This window comes from Hymenobacter sp. BRD67, assembly GCF_013256425.1.
GTDB lineage: Bacteria > Bacteroidota > Bacteroidia > Cytophagales > Hymenobacteraceae > Hymenobacter.
Genome location: NZ_CP053904.1, coordinates 2,784,950 through 2,803,963 on the forward strand (window position 1 = coordinate 2,784,950; position 19,014 = coordinate 2,803,963).

The following is a 19,014-nucleotide window of genomic DNA, read 5'->3' on the forward strand; positions in this document are numbered from 1 at the left end:
TACTGCCGCAAAAATCGGACCTTAGCGCAATTACTTTGGTTTCTCAACCATTCGCAAACGAGCTTGGTTATCCTAAAGTAAGCAGCAAATTGCCTAACGGTATTCGGGCGAGATTGATTCAGCCCCGGCTACCCAGGGCGGAGCTGCTGGATTTAACCTTTCTAAATAACGCTAATGTTACCTTGCTACCTTGGGCTGAGGGCGCGGCCGGCCCTACCTTTGGGCGTTACAAACGGTCAATTTCTCGGCTGAAATCTCTATGAACTGGTTTACAAAAACCTTCACCAGCAGCATCGGGCGCAAGATAATCATGTCCCTTACGGGCCTGTTTCTCTGTTCCTTTCTGGTAGTCCACCTGGTTGGCAACCTCCAGCTTTTCAAAAACGATGATGGCGTTGCCTTCAACGTTTACTCGCATTTTATGGGGCACAACCCCATTATCCGCACCCTGGAGTGGGGCCTGGTGCTGGGCTTCGGCTTCCACATCTACGAAGCCCTCATGCTCACTAACCGTAACAAAGGCGCCCGCTCGCACCAGTACGACCAGTGGCAGGCCAAGCAAAACTCGGAGTGGACATCCCGCAACATGGGCATTCTGGGCTCCATCATCCTGGTGTTTTTGATTGTGCACCTGTACAATTTCTTCTGGCGCGCCCGCTTCGGCACCCTTGATACCGATATTAACCACAACGATAACCTGTATCAGGTAGTGGTATCGTCGTTTCATCAGTGGTGGTACGTGGTGCTCTACGTGGCGGCGCAGGCCAGCCTCGGCTACCACCTCTGGCACGGCTTCCGCTCGGGCTTCCAGACGCTGGGCCTCAACCACCGCAAATACATGCCGCTTATTAAAAACTTTGGCTATGCGTTCGCTGTCATTGTATCGGCTGGCTTTGCTTCGATGCCGCTTTACTTTCTCTTGTTTACCAACGAGAAAGGAGCCCTGGTAAGCAACGCGCCGGCCGTGCTGCACCAGCTTGTGCTGGCGTTCAACTAACCTCAGTTTCTTAGCTACCCTATATGATTCTGAATTCCAAAGCGCCCGAAGGCCCCTGGCCGAGAAATGGGACAAACACAAGTTTAACGTCAAGCTCGTTAACCCCGCCAACAAGCGGAAATACGATGTGATTGTGGTGGGTACCGGCCTGGCCGGCGCCTCGGCGGCCGCCTCGCTGGCCGAGCTGGGCTACAACGTAAAAGCGTTTACTTACCACGACTCGCCGCGCCGGGCGCACTCCATCGCGGCGCAGGGCGGTATCAACGCTGCCAAAAACTACCAGAACGACGGCGACTCGGTTTTCCGCTTGTTCTACGACACCATCAAGGGCGGCGACTACCGCGCCCGTGAGGCCAATGTGTACCGCCTGGCTCAGGTATCGGTGAATATTATCGACCAGTGCGTGGCGCAGGGTGTGCCCTTTGCCCGCGAGTACGGCGGGCTGCTGGCCAACCGCTCGTTTGGGGGCGCGCAGGTAAGCCGCACGTTCTACGCCCGCGGCCAGACCGGCCAGCAGCTACTGCTGGGGCCTATTCGGCGCTGAGCCGGCAGATTGCCTACGGCAAGGTGAAGATGTACACCCGCTCAGAGCTGCTCGATATCGTTGTAATCGATGGCCAGGCGCGCGGTATCGTGACGCGTAATCTCATCACCGGCGAAACCCAGACCCACGCGGCCCACGCGGTGGTGCTGGCTACCGGCGGCTACGGCAACGTGTTCTACCTGAGCACCAACGCCAAATACTGCAACGTGACGGCCGCCTGGCGGGCGCACAAGAAAGGGGCTTATTTTGCCAACCCCTGCTTTACCCAGATTCACCCCACCTGCATTCCGGTATCGGGCGACTATCAGTCGAAGCTGACGCTGATGTCGGAGTCGCTGCGCAACGATGGCCGCGTGTGGGTGCCTAAAACGGTGGAAATGGCCGAGCGCGTGCGCAAAGGCGAAGTGAAGCCGCAGGATATCAAAGAGGACGACCGCGACTACTTCCTGGAGCGCAAGTACCCGGCCTTCGGCAACCTGGTGCCCCGCGACGTAGCCTCGCGCAACGCCAAGCAGATGTGCGACGAGGGCCGGGGCGTAGGCTCGACGGGCCTGGCCGTGTACCTCGACTTTGCCGACGTTATCAAGCGCACCAGCGCCGAAGCGGTAAGCCAGAAATATGGTAACCTTTTCGAGATGTACGAGAAGATTACCGACGAGAACCCCTATGAGATGCCCATGCGCATCTACCCGGCGGTACACTACACCATGGGCGGCCTGTGGGTTGACTACAACCTTCAGACGACCATTCCTGGCCTCTATGCCGCGGGCGAGTGCAACTTCTCCGACCACGGGGCCAACCGCCTCGGCGCTTCGGCCCTGATGCAGGGCCTGGCCGATGGCTACTTCGTAATTCCTTACACTATTGGCGATTACCTGGCTTCTACGCCGCCCAAGCCGGTAACGACCGACCACCCGGCCTTCGCTGAGGCGAAAGCCGGTGTGCAGGCCCGCGTCGAGCAGCTGCTCAGCATTAATGGCAACCGGACGCCCGACCAGTTTCATAAGGCGCTGGGCCACATCATGTGGGAGTACTGCGGCATGGCCCGCAATGCCGAAGGCCTGAAACATGCCAAAGCCGCCATTCAGCAGCTGCGGCGCGAGTTCTGGCAGGATGTAAAGGTGGTAGGCTCTAATGAGGACATGAACCAGGCGCTGGAAAAAGCCGGCCGCGTGGCCGACTTCCTGGAGCTGGGCGAGCTGATGGTAGACGACGCCCTCGACCGCAACGAAAGCTGCGGCGGTCACTTCCGCGAGGAATACCAGACGCCCGAAGGCGAAGCCCTGCGCGACGACGACCACTATGCCTATGTGGCAGCCTGGGAGTACATGGGTGACAACCAGCCCGAGCGTCTCAATAAGGAGGAGCTGGTGTTTGAGAACGTCAAACTCACGCAGCGCAGCTATAAGTAATTACTGAGGAACAGCGCATGAGAATTGCCGAGCAGCCCTGGGCTCTCTTTTCAATTTCTCCTTCTTTGTTCTTAATTCCCAATTAGAAGTAAGATGGCCGGCTCCAACCCCAACGCTAAACCAATGAACCTGACGCTGCGCGTGTGGCGGCAGCCCAACCGCCAGACCGAAGGCCAGATTGTAGAATATAAGGTAAATGAGATATCTCCGGATATGTCGTTTCTTGAAATGCTGGATGTGCTCAACGAGGACCTGCTGCACAAAGGCCAGGACCCGGTAGCTTTCGACCATGACTGCCGCGAGGGCATCTGCGGCTCGTGCGACTTGTTTATCAACGGCCGCTCGCACGGTCCCGAAAAGGGTACCACTACCTGCCAGCTGCACATGCGTAAGTTCTCCGATGGTGATACTATCACCGTGGAGCCCTGGCGTGCCAATGCCTTCCCCGTGAACAAAGACCTGAGCGTAGACCGCTCGGCCTTCGACCGCATCATTCAGGCGGGTGGCTACGTGAGTGTGAACACCGGCGGCACGCCCGACGGCAACGAGATTCCGATTCCGAAGGAGATTTCGGACCGGGCGTTTGAGGCCGCTACCTGCATTGGCTGTGGCGCCTGCGTGGCGGCCTGCAAAAACGCGTCGGCCATGCTCTTCGTGAGCGCCAAGGTGTCGCAGCTGGCGCTGCTTCCCCAGGGCCAGGTGGAAGCCAAAACCCGCGTGGAGAATATGGTAGCCCAGATGGACATCGAGGGCTTCGGCGCCTGCTCCAACATCGGCTCGTGCGCTGCCGAGTGCCCGGTGGGCATCTCGCTGGAAAATATCGCCATCCTGAACCGCGAGTTCCTCACGGCCAAGGTATCGTCGAACAATCTGGCGTAGCCACCAGCTACCTGCAACGTAAAAAGGGCGCGTCAGATAAACTGACGCGCCCTTTTTACGTTGCAAGGCCAAAATATTAAATATATACTATTTAATATTATTAAGCTACTGAGCTTCCATAATCTGTTTGCTTACTGGCGGCTACGGGCTGAATAAAGAGGTGCTTGACGTCGGGATGCGCCTGCTGAACGGCAGTGCGCAGGCGCTCAATAATTTCGACTACCTGCGCAGCTGGCAAGCTGGGCTCGAAGCTGACGGTTAGGACAACCAGAATTTCGTGTGGGCTGAGATAAGATGACAGCGGCGCAGCCGTGCGGGCTACGGCCTTTTCAGCATCTACCAGTTCGGCAATGCGCTGGAGGACGGCCTCTTCGGCAGGCTCGCCCAGCAGCAGACTTTTGGTTTCGCGCAGCAGCAGGCCGGCCACTACCAGCAGCAGCAGCCCGATAAGCAGCGAGGCCACGCCATCGAGCGCCGGCCTATTCAGCCAGTGGCTGAGAAACACGCCCAGAAACGCAATTAGCAGCCCCAGCAAATCGGACGCATCCTCAAAAAGAACCACGAAAATGGCCGGGTCCTTACTGTCGCGAAACGCCTTCCAGAAAGGCTGCCCGCCCCGCTGGGCGTTAAACGTGCGCCGCGCGACCAGAAAGGAGCCCCCATCGAAGCAAAATGCTAGGCTCAGCACCACGTAGTTCCAGGTAAGGTTACTAAGCGGCGTGGGGTGGCGCAGGTGCTCGTAGCCTTCATAAAGCGACAGGCCACCGCCAATCAGGAAGATAAATACCGCCACCATAAAGGCCCAGAAGTACAGCTCGCGCCCGTAGCCGAAGGGCCGGTGCGCGGTAGCCGGCTGCTGGCTGGCGCGCAGCCCCAGCAGCAGCAGCCACTCGTTGGCCGTATCTACCAGCGAGTGAATGGCCTCGGAAAGCATGGCCGACGAGCCCGTAAACCACGCCGCAGCAAACTTGATGGCCGCAATGCCCAGGTTGGCCGCCAGCGCGGCCACAATGGCAGTTTTAGATTGAGGCGCGTCGGTTTTGGGAGAAGCAGCCAAAGTGAGGAAGGTAAGAAATAACAGTTGGCGGGCCACACCGCCCGCCGCTGGTTGGCGCAGCTAATACGGGCCGGCTCTGGTTTAGGCTAAAGCTTTCGAGCAAGTAGCTGACCACTCTTACTCAAGCGCCAAAGTCCGCTGGGGCGGCACTTACTGGTTTTGCACACGTCCTGCACAGCAGGCAGGAAAGGCGAGTTGCCGCTGTACGCTCGTAGCCAGCCCGAGCGGCGAAGCCGACGAGCGGACAGCCTGCCCAAAGCCGGCAGCCCGCACCAGTCAAGCTCTATACAGACCTGAAGCTTGCGCTCCTAAGCCGGGCCACTGCCGGCAGGCTGACTTTACGAACAGGCTTTGGGCCGGATGCAAAAATCCCCGACCAATGGCCGGGGATTTTTGTACTTACCCTGTGAGGGCAACTTAGTATACCAGGGCTATCGGCTATTCGATTACCAGTTGCTGGGCCTGAGTGCCGGCACGCACCACGTATATGCCACTGGCTAAGCCGTCCGGCAGCACGAGCGCGGCCGTGCCAGCGGCATCAACCGTGGCCGTAAGCACGGTGCGACCCAATGCATCAAGCACCAGGACCCGCGTACCGGGTAGTGCTCCGGCAAGGGTGGCCGCCCGGGTGGCTGGGTTAGGAAACACCGTGAGGCCAGCCGGAGGTGAGGCGATGGCCACGCTGCGGACGGGCGAGTAGGCAGCCTGGCCATCCAGGTCGAGCTGGTGCAGGCGGTAGTAAAGCAGCGTTACACCACTGAGCAGCTGACTGTCGGTGTAGGCATACGCCTGGGCATTCGGGCTGCTGCCAGCGGCGGCCACGGTGGCAATGCGCTCAAAATCGGACCCATTGGCGCTACGCTCTACCTCAAAGCGGGAGCTGTTTTTTTCCGAAGCTGTGCGCCAGGTCAGGGCCACTACCCTGCCCTGAGCTTGCGCCGTGAAGCTTACCAGCTCCACGGGGAGCGGGTTCACGTTGGCATCGCCGCCGGCGGTGAAGTCGGAGAAGCCCGTCACGCCGGTTCGGCTGAGTACGGGAGCCGCGTTGGAGCCGGTGGTGGGCACATGCGTGCCCACCAGGGCCCAGTTGGAGGCCGCGTCGGGGCGCTTGAGCAGCACCAGCTGGGTGTAGTCGCGCACGCCGCTCAGGCCGGTGAAGGTGAAACTGGGCGTGTAGGTACCACCAGCCAGGTTATCGCCCGCCGCCACGTGCCAGTAGCCGCTGGTTGCAGCCTGGTTGACGTTGATGCTGCCCTCGGTAAGGGCAGGCCCTGGTTGCCGGAAGGCTGGGCGATAAATTCGGCCGTGAGCGAGCCGGCCGCGGTGGGTGCCGTAGTGAAGTTGATGGTGGCCGGGCGCAGCAGCGTGGGCGTGCCCACCGGGAAGGTATACGAGCCCGCAGTGGCCGGAATCCAGCACTTAAAGGGGCCCACCACACTGCCCGAGTTGCTGGCCGTGGCATCGAGGGTGCCCGCCACGGTGGGGCCGGTGCCCAGCGTGAGCAGGTTGGTGGCGGTGGTCGTCACCACACCCTGCTTGAGCTGGAGGGTGCCGGGCACGGAAGTCGCCTGCGAAAGGGTGACGCCGGCCGGGTTGTTGAAGGCGAGCGTGCTGGTAGCCGCCAGCGTAGCCGGCAAGCCGGTGCCCGTCATCTGCGCCACCGGCCCGTAATACTCAAAGCTGCCGTTGAAGGTGCGGGTGCCGGTGCTCTGCACGTTGCCGGTAGCCGTGCCGCTGGCGCTGATACCATCGGGGCTGCCCAGGCGTAGCGTCGAGCCGCTCTGCGTAGTGAAGTAGCCTGTGCCGGTGAAGGCGCTGGTGCCCAGGTCGAGAATAGTGCCGCTGTTCACCTGGGCGTTTACCAGGCCCGATATCGTGCCGGTATTACTAAAGGTCTGGGTACCGGCTTTGCCAAAGAGCAGCTTCTGGGTAGTGCTGGCCGTGTTGCCGGTGCTCACAGTACCGGCGTTGCTGAAGTTGCCGTTCAGCGCCACCGTGCCGCCCGCATAGTTGGCGGTTGCGCCCTGCGCCGCCGATAGCAGGTTGAACGTAGCCCCGCTGGCCACCGCGAAGTCGCCGTTTACCGTAAGCGGAGTGGCACGGAGCGTGGAGGTACCCGTATTAAGGGCCTGCGCCGCCGCAAACGTGCCGCCGTTGAGCTGAAAGCTGCCCTGCACGGTGAGGGGAGTGCCCGTGGTGCCGCTGTTGCCGCCGAAGCTGCCCACCACGCTGGTGCCGGCTTGCTGCACATAGCCGCCGGTGCGGTTGCCGCTGCCGTCTACGCTGCCCAGCGTGAGCGAGCCGGTAGTGGGTCCGTTAAACAGGCGCAGGGTGCCCGCCACGGTTCCCGCCCCGGTGCTGCGCACGGTGAGGGTGCCCGCCACGGTGACATTGGCGGAGGTCGAGAACAGATAGGGCTGGGCCAATGTAGCGGAGCCGCTGGGCAGGCCCGCGAGGTTCACATCCAGGTTTTGCAGCGTCTGGCTGACAATAGCATAGGTCTGGCTGGCGATGCCCCCGGCCAGCTCCAGCGTCGAGCCGGCGCTCCAGGTGGGAGCCGGCATGGAAATATTAGCATACGTAGCATACTGCACCAGCCGGCCGCCGTTTCCAATGGTCGTAGTCGTGGCGAAGATGCCCTGGCTGACCGGCGTGGTCGTGCCCGTGTTCAGCACCAGTGTACCGTTCACCGTGAGGGCATTGGTACCGGTCACGCTCAGCGTGCCCAGGTTGGTGCTGGTGCCCGTCACGCCGTCGGTCCCGCTCAGCTTGCCGATGGACAGCACGCCGCCCGCGTTCACGGTCATGGTGGCACCGCTCGGGATGGTCAGCGGCTGGCCAGCCAGCGTGTTCAGGATACCGCCGCTTTCGATAGTAGTGGTTTTGGTGCTGGTGGTGACGGCTACTGTCACCACGTGGCTGTTGCGCACATTCACCGTGCCTACATAGCTGCCGGTGGGGGCCACGGGCGCCGCCGCCCAGCCGGTACTGCCGTCGTACGAGGCCTCCCAGGTAGCAGGGTCGCCCCAGTTGCCGGTGGCCACGCTGCGGAAGTAACCGGGCGCCACCATGGCCTGCACGGTGTAGGTAGCAGTGGTGTTGCCGTCTTCCGACGTCAGCACGATAGTGGCGGTACTGCCCACGTTCAGGGTCGCTGAGGCCGAGCCGCTGGCCACGGCGGTGCCGTTCACCAGAATGCTGGTGTAGCTGTTGCTAGCCGTGGGCGTCAGGGTGTAGGTGCTGGTACCGGCTCCCACATACAGGATGTACGCCAGCGTAGCAGTAGCAAAGGCAGGAGTCAGCACACCCGCCGAGGCTACCAGGTTGGAGAGCTTGGCATCGGTGCCTACGGTGTGGGTGAGTACGATGGGCGAGTACGCGCCCTGGCCGGTTACAGTGCTCTTTTCGGCCCGCACACCTACGTAGTAGTTGGTGCCGTTGGCGAGCCCTGTGGCCGCTACACTGGTAGTGCCGGCCCCTGCCACGGGAAAGGACGTGACGCCGGAAGCAAACGTGGCCGACGTAGATACGTCAAGCACATAGCCCTCTACTTCGCCGGCCGCCGGGGGCGCGCCGTTGAGGAGCGGAGCCACCCAGCTGGCGGTGAAGCCGGTGCCGGTGCGGGCCGATACAGCCAGGCCGGTGGGTTGCAGCAGGGCGTAGCTTTCCACCCAGTTCGAGGTCGTGCCGGTCAGGCTGAAGTTATTCAGGATGCCGTGGGCGGCATCGGCGGCCTGGTTAGCCACGGTGGTATATCCCGCGTTGGAGCCGCTGGCCGTGCCCTGGTCAAAGTTGTAGTAGAGCAGCTGGCTGGCCGGCAGGGCGGCGCTGGTGCTGGTCATATCGGCCTGCACCTGGGCGGCCGTCAGGGCCGCGTTGTAGATGCGCACTTCGTCGAGGCGGCCGTTAAAGGCCTGGTTATACGCAGCTGAGCGGCCTATCTGTAAAGGTTCAGCTGTCGCGATGGCTAACGAGCCTGGCGTGGCTGCCACTGCTACGCCGTTCACGTATAGCTTAAGGGTCGTGCCATCCCAGGTGGCGCCCACGTGCGTCCAGTGGTTTTGCGTAATGGCCGCGGTCGCCGTAGCGTACGAGCGGGTCGGGTTGCTCATGCCCCCAGACCAGACTTCCGCATACAGCAGCCCGCCCGACAGCAGCACCAGGTTATAGTCGCCGCTCTTGCGGATAATGGAGTTGACCGCCGACAGATTAGTACCATACACCCACGCCTCCAGCGTAAACGAGCCCAGGCCCAGATTGTCGAGGGCGGGCTGGGTGGCTACTGCCACGTAGTCGTCGTTGCCGTCGAAGGCCAGCGCGTTGCCGGGCGGCACTATCGGGGTAGGGGCCCGGCGCAGGCCCGTAGCACTGGAAGCGCCCTGGCCGGTGACCGAGGCTTTGTCGGCTCGCACGCGGTAGTAGTAGGTCTGGGTCGGGTCGAGGCCGGTCACGACCTGGCTGGTGCCAGCTGCAGCGAAAGGCGAGCCCGCTACCAGCGATGCCGCCGTAAACGTATTGGAAGTGGCCACATCGAGGCGGTAGCCGTTGTCCACAGTGCCGATGGCTGGGGCTGTCCAGTTGGCCGTGAAGCCGGTGGCGGTGCTGGCCGTAGCGGCTCCCAGCGCGGGCACCACCAGCGCGTAGCTTTCTACCCAGTTGGAGGTAGTGCTGGTCAGGCTGAAGTTATTCAGGGTACCATCGTGCAGGTTACCCGTCTGGTCGGTTAGGGAAGTGACAGTGGTATTGGAGCCGCCGGCCGTGCCCTGGTCAAAGTTATAGGCGGCCACCAGCCCGGTCTGGGGCAAGGCCGGCTGGTTGAGGTAGGCCGCCTGAATCTGGGCCGCCGTGCGGGCCAGGCTCCATATCCGGACCTCGTCAAGGCGCTCGTTGGCAAAATAGCTGGCAGTATTTACCGCAATGGCCCCCAGCAGCAGGTCGCGCCCCGCTTTGTTAACCGCCGCCGTAGCCGGAATGACCGTTGTCGCCTGGAGCACGCCATTCACGTAAAGCAGCAGCTGATTTCCCTGACGCACCCCGGCCAGGTGGTACCAGCGGTTCAATGCCAGGGGCACCAGGCCATTGCAGCTGTAGGTGGTCGTGCCGCTTTCCAACAGAAAGGAGGGCAGGTTGTCGCTGCCGCTCACCGTGGTTTGCAGCAGCCACTCGTTGGTACCGGGCGAACCGCCCGTGTTCCATTTGCCTCCCGGGCCAACGGCATTTGAGTAGCTCGAGGAGTTGGCCTCCTTCAGCACCCAGCCCTCTACCGTGAAATCGCCCGCCCCAAAGTCGAGGGCGCTATTGTCAGGGATGCGCACATAATCATCTACTCCGTCCAAATCCAGCGCATTGCCGGGCGGTGCCTGGGCCGTGGCAGTGCGCCCCGTGCCGATGGCAGCGTAAGCACCCTGGCCGGTTACGCTGGCTTTATCGGCCCGCAGGCGCAGGTAGTACGTCGTATTGGGCATCAGTCCGCTAAGTGCCCGGCTGGTAGTACCGGCCGCCGGGCTCACCGTAGCCACGCCCGCTGTAAAGCCGGGCGAGGTGGAATAGTCAAGCACGTAGTTGGTGACGGTGCCGATGGCCGGGGCCGTCCAGCTGGCCGTGAAGCCGGTGCTGCTGATACCGGAAGAGGGTGCGAGCGCGGGCACCACCAGCGCGTAGCTTTCTACCCAGTTCGAAGTGGTGCCGGTGAGGGCAAAGCCAGTCAGCGTTCCGTTTTGCGCGTTGCTGCTGCGGTCGGTCAGGGTCGTCAGCCCGGTGTTGTTGCCGCCGGCCGTACCCGTATCAAAATCGTAGTACGCCACCAGGCTGCCCGGCACGGCCACGCTGGTATGGGTCATGTCGGCTTGCAGTTGGGCCGGGGTCAGCGCCGTGCTGTACACGCGCATCTCGTCGATATGGCCCGTAAACAGCTCGTTCGACGTGAGCGGCGGAATACGCTTGCCCAGGTTCCAACTGGTGCCGGTGGTGCTGAAGGCTCCCGGATTGCTGGAAACATCCAGTACCCCATCTACATATAGCTTCAGGCTAGTGCCGTCGTAGGTAGCCGCTACGTGGTGCCAATGGCCGTCGGTTATGGTTTTGCTACCTTCCAGGTCGTTGAACTCGCCCACGTAATAGAGGTGGCCGCCACTGCTGACGAGGATGCCCGAGCGCTGGTTGGTGCTAGCCGTGCCATAGTTGAATATAACCCCGCCGGTGGTCGTGGTCAATACCCAGGCTTCCAGGGTACGGGGGAGTTATTCTGAGGCAGCAGTGAGTTAGTGCCGGTTACGTACTCGCCTGTGCCATCAAAGGCCAGCGCATTGCCGGGCGGCACCTGGGCGAAAGTGGTAAGGGTGTTTAGTAGCAGCAGCCCGGTCAGTAGGCCAGCCAAGCGAACCCGTAACAAAGTAAAAATTACCATACAGAAAAAAGAAGGTGTAGACCGACTGCTTTTTACTTAATGGCAGTAATTAGCAGCCAGTAATTTCCCACAAAGATTAGCCTAAAATAGGCGCGGCCGTATCGCATTATCATGCGATACGGCCGCGCCTAGCTGAAAGAATAGTTCTGCTTAGCGAATGCCAAGCTAATTTCTTCATTATTCGAATTACTAAAAAAATATTTATATTTTTTGTTTAAATTTTTATATTATGTAAATTAAGAGCAAAAGCCCGTGCCGCAACACATATGGCTTTGCATTGATAGTAAATAAAAATTTATATATTTTATATTTTAAAAATCTGAGCTAAAAGCTCCCCTTAAAGACTCTTAAAAGCTACTCGGCAAGCAGCAAAACATGTCCACAATGGAAGCGCAGGAGCTTTTTGTCATTTGCAGCTCTTTACGCTTTGGGAGAAGCCGCCGGCTCTTTAGGGAACGGAGCCGCCAGCTCCAGCCGCACCTCCTCAAACCCTACGGCCACCACCACGGCCGGGGCAGCCACGGTGGTATCGGTGGCCGGATACTCGCTCAAGGCCACGGGCTGGCCATCGGCGGCTACGTTCGCCAGTGCGGCAGGCAGGCCGTGCAGCACCACGCGATAGGTAGTGTAGGGTGTCAGGTAGTTTCCCTCCGTGGCCTGCGTCAGCGTGAGCGATGCGGCATCGCCCGTCACGGTGAAGCGGCGGGTGGTTTGCTGGCCTTCGTGGTAGGCATAGCCCTCGCCGCCATCGTCGTAGAGCACGCTCGCGGCGGTGCCATTTTTATAGTACACGTGCAGCGTCAACTGCTCCACCGCTTTTTCACCCACGTACTGCATCACCGGCTGCATAGGCACTACTGCGCCGGCTTTTACGAAGAGCGGAATACGGGTGAGGTCGGCCGACGCCCAGACTTCCTGCCCACCGGCTTTCAGCTCGTCGGTCCAGTAATAGTACCAGTCGCCTTTGGGCAGGTACATCCAGCGGCCGTCGGCCCCGGCCTGGGTGATGGGGCATACTAGCAGGTGGTCGCCGAGCGAAAACTCGGCCATGCGCAGGTAGGTTTCGGGGTCGTCCTGGTCGAGGAAGGTGAGCGGGCGCAGCATGGGTGTGCCGCGGGTAGTATACTGCCAGAAGGCGGTGTACACGTAGGGCAGCAGCTGGTAGCGCAGCTCAATAAAGTGGCGCGCCAGGCTGGTGTAGGGCTCGCCAAAGCTCCAGGGCTCCTGGTCGCCGTGGTCGCCGGAGCTGTGGGTGCGGAAAAACGGGTGAAACGCCCCAAGCGCAATCCAGCGGGCGTACAGCTCGCCGTCGGGCGTGTCGATGAAGCCACCGATGTCGGAACCGATGAAGCTGAAGCCACTGATACTCAGGCGCTGGCACTGAATATTAGCCAGCCACAGGTGGTCCCAGCTGGCAATGTTGTCGCCGGTCCAGCCCGAGGAATAGCGCTGGCCGCCTGCATACGTGCTGCGCGTAATGGTAAACGGCCGGTTGGGGTAGCTAAACTGCTTCACGCCATTGTTGGTAGCGCGGGCCATCTGCATACCATAGATATTGTGGGCCTTGCGATGCGAGGCCGGCTGGCCGTCGTAGCCAAAGCGCACGTCGTCAGGAAAAGTGCCTTTTTCAAATACGGCGGGCTCGTTCATGTCATTCCACACGCCTTTTACGCCCACATCCTGAATGAGGCCCTTAAACAGGCCAGCCCACCATTCGCGTACCTCGGGCCGCGTGTAGTCGGGAAAGTTGCACTGGCCGGGCCATACCGAGCCTTTCATCAGCGGGCCATCGGCGCGGCGGCAGAAAAAGTCGTGTTGAAGCCCCTCCTGATACACCGGGTAAGCCGGGTCAATCTTAATGCCGGGGTCGATGATAACGACCAGCTTAAAGCCGTCGGCCGCCAGCTCCTGCACCAGGCGCTTGGGCTCGGGAAAATGCTGCGGGCTCCAGGTAAAGCACCGGTACCCATCCATGTAGTCGATGTCGAGGTAAATCGCATCGCACGGAATACGGCGCTCGCGCAAGCTCCTCGTAATCTCCTTCACATTGCTTTCCGGAAAGTAGCTCCACTTGCACTGGTGGTAGCCCAGCGTCCAGAGCGGCGGCAGCTCGGGCGGGCAGGTCAGGCAGGTATATTCCTCGGTTACTTCGAGCAGGGTGGGGCCGTAGATGAAGTAGTAGTTCATCTCGCCGCCCTCGGCCCAGAAGCTGGTCACGTCGGCGCGCTCGGCCGCAAAGTCAAAGAAGGCCTTGAAGGTATTATCGAAGAAAATACCGTGGGCGATGCGCTGGTGCAGCACCTGAAAAAACGGGATATTCTTATACAGGGGGTCCGACCCTTTTACGTAGCCGTAGGTATCGGAGCCCCAGTTGCAAAACCGCTGGCCGCGCAGGTTCATATTGGCGGGCTTATCGCCAAGGCCGTAGTAGCATACGCCGCTGGGCACCTGCTGGCTCATCTTCACGATGTCGTTGCCGGTGTCGTCGTCGTGGTGCCAGTGAAAGCCTTTTTCATCAGCCGAAAGAATATTGCCGGAGCGGTCGAGCACGCGGGTGCGCAGCGAATCCTTCCAGACGATGCAAATCAGGCGGGCCGTGGTAAGGCGGTAGTGGTCGCTCTTTTCCTTAAACTCCAGAAAGCCCGGTACGCTGGGGCGCATGGTATGCTCCACGGCCGGGTCGGGCACGGCGTAGCTGAAATCGGGTTCGGCCGGGCTTTCGGGCGTCAGGTAGCGAAAGCGCAGAATCTTATCGGAGAGCACCTGCAGCAGCAGGCGTGTCCCGTTATCGGTCGTAAATGTGAAGAGGTGGTCGTTGGTTTGCTCCACGAGCTGCACCGGGCCGGGCAGGTGCTCCTGACGCGCTTGGGCGGCCAGGTCGTTGAGCATATAGTTATTTTCCTGAACGGAATTGGTAGGCATACTGGGGAAGGGCTGGAAGAGCAGAGGGGCCTGCGCACCTAACGATAAAAAGCCGGCCGAAGCCGATAGCTGCGCAGCTTTCAGCTCGCAAGTTACTTTTTAGCGCTGGCATAAAGCTGGGGACCGGAACTGGAAATGCTACTGCGCCGGCCAGTAGCGCAATTATATTTTTTAGCTTATCCATTATCCTGCCTTCCGCAGTGCCGTTATTCGCAGGGTTAATCTCTGCCGATGCTTTTGCCTGCTGCCGCTACACCCGCCCCTATCGCCGTTCTGGTACTGGCCTGGGATGAGGCGGCGCCAGCCGTGCGGGCCCTGCTGGCCGCCACGCAGGCCCACGAGCCGGTTGTCGATTCTATTGTCGTGCTGGTGCCCCAGGCCGACGCCCCCGGCCGGCTCAGCCCCGAAGAATACCTGCCACTGCCCTTGGCCGATGCGGACCTGGCGCCGGCCCCGGCTCCAGGTCCGGCGCCCGCTCAGGCTGCGCCCCTGTCCGAAGCTGCCCTGGCAAGCCCCGCGCCGCCTACCGTAGCCTACCCGCTTCCGCCGGCAGCTACGCCGGCCGTTGCACCGCTGCCCGCCTGGTCGCTGGTGCGGGTAGTGCGCCTGGCGAGTCTGAGCTTACCCGAGCTGGCCCAAAAAGCCGGGCAACCCCTGCCCTCCCCTATCTGGACCGGGGCCGCCGGGCGGCCGGCGGCCCGTATCTGGGAGCGACCGAAGTACTTGCTGCCTCTACAGAGGCTGCCAGCCCACCCATACCTGCTCCGGCAATCAACGAACGCCCTTCTGCCGCGGCGCCCCTGGCGCTGGCAACTGAGCTAACGCCCGATGCACGAGTAGACACTACTGATTATCCGAGCTACACCCCAGGCCCAGCCCAGGAGTTTGTTCCGCCGGCTGAGCTAGGTGAAGAGCTGACTCAGACCACAGAGCTGGAAGCCGATTTGCGGCCGCAGGCTGCTGTAGAGCCGAGCGAGGAGGCTATTCTTAATATAGAAAATTTTGAATATTTAACCAGCCAGCAGCTGGCTCACGCGGGCTGGCCGCAGGCCCTGGCGGCTTTAAGGCAGCCGGTAGCTGTGCCGGAAACGCCAGCAACCGCCGCGCTGGCCCTGGCTACCGACGAGCCCGCTCTGCCGGTGTACCCGGCCCTGCTGCCGGCGGCGCAAAGCTTTTCGGACCCCGATTTAAATTTTCAGGTTATTCAGTACGCGCGCTTTGCCGTGCCGGTGGCGCGGGCTGAGCTGGGCTTTGACGCTATTTATGCGCCCGCCTGGCCTACGTGGCTGGCGGCCCAGGAGCTGCGGCAGCGCACCGGCCAGCCGCTGGTGCTGCACGTAGCCAGCCTCGCGGCGCGCCCCGAGGAATCTCTGGATACGGCAACCGGCTGGATAGCCGAGCTGCAACGCCAAGCGCTGCGCCGGGCCAACCTTATTCTAACCGAAACACCGGCCTTGGCAGAGCGGGTTCGCCGCGAGCTACACCTGCCGCCGGCGCGGTGCTCCCCATCCCGGCCAGCGATACTGCAGCCATTGCCCAGGCGCTGCACCAGGTCCAGGCGCGTCTGGTGGCCAGCGCGAGTTAATTTTGCCGACAATGACGGAATTTGAACAGGAATTTGAAGCGGTGCTCGAAGCCGACCCGCGCACGGGCGATGTATTTGTGGTAGCGCCTTTTTCGGTGGCCGAGCTTTACGGCACCCAGGAGGAGCTGCTGGTGCAAACGGCCATAGACGGCTTTCCGTACCAGGGCGAGTTGCTGCCGCTCGGCGATGGCTACCACGCCCTGGTGATTCCGCGTGAGGTGCGGCGCGCCGTGGGCAAAACGGTGGGCGACGTGCTGCGCGTGGCCCTGCGCCAAGACCTGAGCGAGCGCGTGGTGACCATGCCCGACGACCTGGCGGCCGGCCTGGCCGAAAACGCTGCTGCCCTGAAGTTTTTCAAAAGCCTCACCAAGCCCGAGCAACGGGCCTACGTGCGCTACCTGAAGGGCGCGAAAACCGCCGAAACCCGCGCCAAGCGCCTCACCGAAACGGTGTATCGCCTCAGCATTGGCCGCAAGCGCGAGTAGCGGCCGCTTATTCGCCTGGGTAGCGCAAGCCAATTTGCCGGCGCACCTCATCGGCCAGCTCCATCAGCTGCAAGCTGAAAGCCCAGGGCAACAGCGGGCTTTCCAGCAAGCCTTGCGCCAGGCACTGCTGCACGTGGGCGGCTTCGTAGTGGTAGCCATACCCCGTTGTTGGGGAAGCAACTACCTGCGCCTCCTGGCCAAATACCTGTATGCGCAGGCCGCTGGGCGCATGAAACCGCCCGGTAAGGTGCAGCTGGCCGGCCGTGCCATACAGCACGCAGCGGTTATCGGTCGTAGCGGCCAGCGTAGAAACCAGGCTGGCAGTGGCCCCGGTGGCATAAGCCAAGGCCATCACGCAATTGAGGTCAACTCCCGTGGCTGTGAAGGTCGATACCGCCCGCACGGCTACGGGTGCGCCTAAAAAAAGCTGGCTGATAAAAAGCGGATAGACGCCGATATCCAGCAAGGAGCCCCGGCCAATGCCGGGTTAAACAGCCGGCCAGTGGGATTATACTCGCTGGCAAAGCCAAAGTCGGCCACCAGGTGCTTTACCTCCCCGATAGCCCCGGCCCGCACCACCTCCAAGGCCTGGCCGATAGCCGGGAAGAAGCGCGTCCAGAACGCTTCCATCAGGAAAACCCCGCGCCGCTGCGCGGCCTCTATCATTTCCTGCGCCTGGCTGGCACTGCGGGCAAATGCTTTTTCGCAGAGAACGGGCAAGCCGGCGCGCAGGCACAGCAGGGCGTGGGCGTGGTGCTCCGAGTGAGGAGTGGCAATGTAGACCACGTCGAGGTCGGGCAGGGCCAGCAGCGCTTCGTAGCTGCCTACCGCGTGCGGCACCCCGTAGGTGGCGGCAAACGCCTGCGCCTTAGCCAGGCTACGGGAAGCCACGGCATGCAGGCGGGCCTGGGGCACCAGCGCCAAATCCTGGGCAAATTTATGGGCGATGGTTCCCAGGCCCAGAATGGCCCAGTTGAAGGTGCGCATGGTATAAATCGGGACTAAAAGCCAGCCTGCCCTTGGTACGCACCACTTACCGCTTCCGCCTACGCAGCGGGAGCAGTAATGTAGTATTGCAGGTTTTCTTTCGTGATAATATCGAGTGGCAGGTACTTGAGCGGCAACACCTCTTTCTTAAAAACCAGCAAATCGGCCAACGTGAAAATACCCCAGTAGCCTTGCTCCCGGGGTTCTGGTTTATTAAAAAGTCGATGATATTCTCATTCAGAAAATGAATATTCTTTTCGAGCAGGTCGTACCCCACCAGTCGGATATTCTCACGCTGGTAGGCTTGCAGATAAGGAGCTATCTCATAAGCTTTTGAAGTACTCACAAAAATCCCTTTCAGCTGAATTGCCTCATCATCGAGCAAGCGGTTGAGCTGCCGGGCAAAAGAGGGCTCGGTCGGCTGCGGCAGGTCGATGCTGATGATGGTGTACGGGCTTTTGGCCTCGGTTGCAGTAGCGGCAAGCTGCGCAAAGTAATCGCGAAAGCCCCGCTCCTTTTGGGTTACGTGCACGGAGTTGGCTACGTCTTCCGCAATATGCACTATTAAAAAAGTACCGGGCTGCGCCTGCCCAAACTGCACCAGCTTGCCCGCCAGAAAGCCGCTTTGGTAAGAATCCTGCCCAACGTAGCTGAGCGATTCCAGCTCAGCAATGTAGGTATTAAACAGTACGTAAGGAATGCTTTGCGCCTGCCACCGCGCAAAGAAGGTCAGCGACTCACGGTAAAACAGCGGCGCAATCAAAATACCGTCGGGCTGCGAGGCTGTCGCGGCTTCAGCCTGCTCTATAAAAGACGAAACCTCTGTAAGGCTATACGGGTATATAATAACGTTTATACCATACTGTTTGAGGTCCCTGCCGGCTTTCTCAATACCATCCCAGGGAGCTTGCCAGTAAGGGTCGAGCAGGTGGTCGGGCTGCAGCACCGCCAGCCGATAGCTGCGGTTGGAGCCCAGCGTACGCGCTATCATATTGGGCTCGTACTCCAGCTCTTTCATCATCAGCAGTACCTTCTGCCGCACTTCCTCCGAAACCCGGCCCCGATTGTGCAAAACCCGGTCTACGGTTCCGACCGAAACGTTTGCTTTGGCTGCTATATCCTTGAGGCGCACCGCAGTTTTACTCATGTGTATGCTAAGCGCTTACTTGAAAAATTTAACAAAGTTATCACTTAGAGCGGCTTCGGAACAGGTAAATAGTAGTGCAAATTTTGTCGTTCGCATTCCCGCGCCACCGCAACGGGTGTGCATCGCGGACGCGAGCTGAACTATAAAGCCAGCGCTACCTACGCTGGCCATACTCTCCAAAAGTAGCAGCACGCCCGATAGCAATGCCAGAGCGGTTTGCAAGTGAGTGTACAGGTTGAAAGGGGCGGGCTACGAAACTGCTCTAGCTGGCAACAGGGAGTGAGCCGAGCATTGGCAACCACTCCATCAGTGTTCCTTGGCCATACCCGGCTGCCGGTTGCCTGCTTCCTTTTTTTCAGTTGCTACCAGCCAACTGCCGGAGCATAAAAATAGTCTGGGCTACCAGCATACGTCGGAAAGGCTCTTGCATTAGTTATACACTATCCTTTTTTCGAAATCCGGGAGAGCGCAAAAATATTTATTCGCGTGTGCGGGCACTCATAGCAAATATTTTTGCGTGTGCGCGCACATTTTTTATTCCAGGGTTTGCATTGCTTATGCCAGTTGCTTAAGTTTGGGCAGAATTAGTTGTA

13 protein-coding genes and 1 pseudogene are annotated in these 19,014 nt (G+C 60.6%); 6 read left to right on the forward strand and 8 right to left on the reverse strand.

Annotated elements, in window-relative coordinates; genetic code table 11:
* The first annotated feature begins 259 nt into the window (after positions 1-259).
* The 3 genes and pseudogenes from GKZ67_RS13025 to GKZ67_RS13035 all read left to right on the forward strand — a co-directional run bounded on the left by GKZ67_RS13025 (position 260) and on the right by GKZ67_RS13035 (position 3,832).
* Positions 260-997, forward strand: a complete 738-nt coding sequence (locus GKZ67_RS13025) for a succinate dehydrogenase cytochrome b subunit (protein WP_151089389.1) — start codon at positions 260-262, stop codon at positions 995-997.
* A gap of 23 nt (positions 998-1,020) precedes the next feature.
* Positions 1,021-2,953: pseudogene (locus tag GKZ67_RS13030) on the forward strand (fumarate reductase/succinate dehydrogenase flavoprotein subunit).
* 123 nt (positions 2,954-3,076) lie between these two features.
* Entirely contained in the window at positions 3,077-3,832 is a 756-nt protein-coding gene (locus tag GKZ67_RS13035) for a succinate dehydrogenase/fumarate reductase iron-sulfur subunit (protein WP_151089690.1), read from the forward strand.
* 100 nt (positions 3,833-3,932) lie between these two features.
* On the opposite strand, the gene GKZ67_RS13040 is transcribed toward GKZ67_RS13035, so the two are convergent.
* From GKZ67_RS13040 to GKZ67_RS13060, 5 genes are all read right to left on the reverse strand, one after another.
* The gene (locus tag GKZ67_RS13040) at positions 3,933-4,889 is read right to left on the reverse strand and encodes a cation diffusion facilitator family transporter (protein WP_254244805.1); all 957 of its coding nucleotides are present in this window, start codon (positions 4,887-4,889) and stop codon (positions 3,933-3,935) included.
* 438 nt (positions 4,890-5,327) lie between these two features.
* Positions 5,328-6,098 (reverse strand): T9SS type A sorting domain-containing protein, encoded by a 771-nt coding sequence (locus tag GKZ67_RS13045; RefSeq protein ID WP_173242933.1) that lies wholly within the window; start codon positions 6,096-6,098, stop codon positions 5,328-5,330.
* Positions 6,035-11,101, reverse strand: coding sequence for a LamG-like jellyroll fold domain-containing protein (locus tag GKZ67_RS13050; protein WP_173242936.1), 5,067 nt, complete (start codon positions 11,099-11,101; stop codon positions 6,035-6,037). Before GKZ67_RS13050 ends, GKZ67_RS13045 begins: the two co-directional genes overlap by 64 nt.
* On the reverse strand, positions 11,098-11,295 hold the full coding sequence (locus GKZ67_RS13055) for a hypothetical protein (RefSeq protein ID WP_173242939.1): 198 nt from the start codon (positions 11,293-11,295) through the stop codon (positions 11,098-11,100). Before GKZ67_RS13055 ends, GKZ67_RS13050 begins: the two co-directional genes overlap by 4 nt.
* 420 nt (positions 11,296-11,715) lie before the next feature.
* Positions 11,716-14,217, reverse strand: a complete 2,502-nt coding sequence (locus tag GKZ67_RS13060) for a glycoside hydrolase family 31 protein (protein ID WP_173242942.1) — start codon at positions 14,215-14,217, stop codon at positions 11,716-11,718.
* Between the two features lie 231 nt (positions 14,218-14,448).
* On the opposite strand from GKZ67_RS13060, the gene GKZ67_RS13065 reads away from it, so the two are divergent.
* From GKZ67_RS13065 to GKZ67_RS13075, 3 genes are all read left to right on the forward strand, one after another.
* A complete protein-coding gene (locus tag GKZ67_RS13065; protein WP_173242945.1) occupies positions 14,449-15,039 on the forward strand; it encodes a hypothetical protein in 591 nt (196 codons plus the stop codon).
* 257 nt (positions 15,040-15,296) lie between these two features.
* Entirely contained in the window at positions 15,297-15,827 is a 531-nt protein-coding gene (locus GKZ67_RS13070; protein WP_254244806.1) for a glycosyltransferase, read from the forward strand.
* Positions 15,814-16,287, forward strand: a complete 474-nt coding sequence (locus tag GKZ67_RS13075) for a YdeI/OmpD-associated family protein (RefSeq protein WP_173242951.1) — start codon at positions 15,814-15,816, stop codon at positions 16,285-16,287. The genes GKZ67_RS13070 and GKZ67_RS13075 overlap by 14 nt, the downstream gene beginning before the upstream one ends.
* Positions 16,288-16,294: 7 nt before the next feature.
* Here the strand turns inward: GKZ67_RS13075 and GKZ67_RS23610 are convergent, their stop codons facing one another.
* The 3 genes from GKZ67_RS23610 to GKZ67_RS13085 are packed head-to-tail and all read right to left on the reverse strand — an operon-like array spanning position 16,295 to position 18,421.
* The gene (locus tag GKZ67_RS23610) at positions 16,295-16,753 is read right to left on the reverse strand and encodes a hypothetical protein (protein ID WP_254244807.1); all 459 of its coding nucleotides are present in this window, start codon (positions 16,751-16,753) and stop codon (positions 16,295-16,297) included.
* The gene (locus GKZ67_RS23615; RefSeq protein ID WP_254244808.1) at positions 16,705-17,274 is read right to left on the reverse strand and encodes a Gfo/Idh/MocA family protein; all 570 of its coding nucleotides are present in this window, start codon (positions 17,272-17,274) and stop codon (positions 16,705-16,707) included. Before GKZ67_RS23615 ends, GKZ67_RS23610 begins: the two co-directional genes overlap by 49 nt.
* A 46-nt stretch (positions 17,275-17,320) precedes the next feature.
* Complete coding sequence (locus GKZ67_RS13085; RefSeq protein WP_254244809.1) at positions 17,321-18,421, reverse strand: LacI family DNA-binding transcriptional regulator; 1,101 nt, start codon at positions 18,419-18,421, stop codon at positions 17,321-17,323.
* Positions 18,422-19,014 lie beyond the last annotated feature (593 nt).